1 protein-coding gene is annotated in these 372 nt (G+C 37.1%); it reads right to left on the reverse strand.

From position 1 onward, the window contains the following. Positions 1-372 (reverse strand): ankyrin repeat domain-containing protein (locus V6U76_RS05540; protein WP_333024152.1); only part of this gene is annotated, 372 nt, incomplete at both ends.

Below are 372 nucleotides of genomic sequence, written 5' to 3' on the forward strand. Positions count from 1 at the left end.
ATCGGTTGGTTTGCAGTCTTGTCTTTCATAGAAAAAATTGAGGGGTCAATATTCTTAAAAAATTTCAATGCAAATAAATTTGAATGTTGAGCAGCAAAGTGTGCACAAGTAGAGCCATTTCGGTCGACTAGATTCGCGTTAAGCTCACTTGATTGCATCAACAATTTCACCACGTTTTCCTGTTTAGTCCTCAATTCCATGTCTTCTTCATTACATTTCTTTAATGCATACATAATGGGAGTCATTCCATTGTTATCCTGAACATTGATATCACAATCCTTTCTCAATAACTCCTCCAGACACTTATCCGCTGAATGTTCAACTGCCAAATGTACTGCGCGTTTCCCTTCATTAAAAACTGCATTTTCTGAC

Source organism: Wolbachia endosymbiont of Pentidionis agamae (assembly GCF_036711655.1).
GTDB lineage: Bacteria > Pseudomonadota > Alphaproteobacteria > Rickettsiales > Anaplasmataceae > JAZHPY01.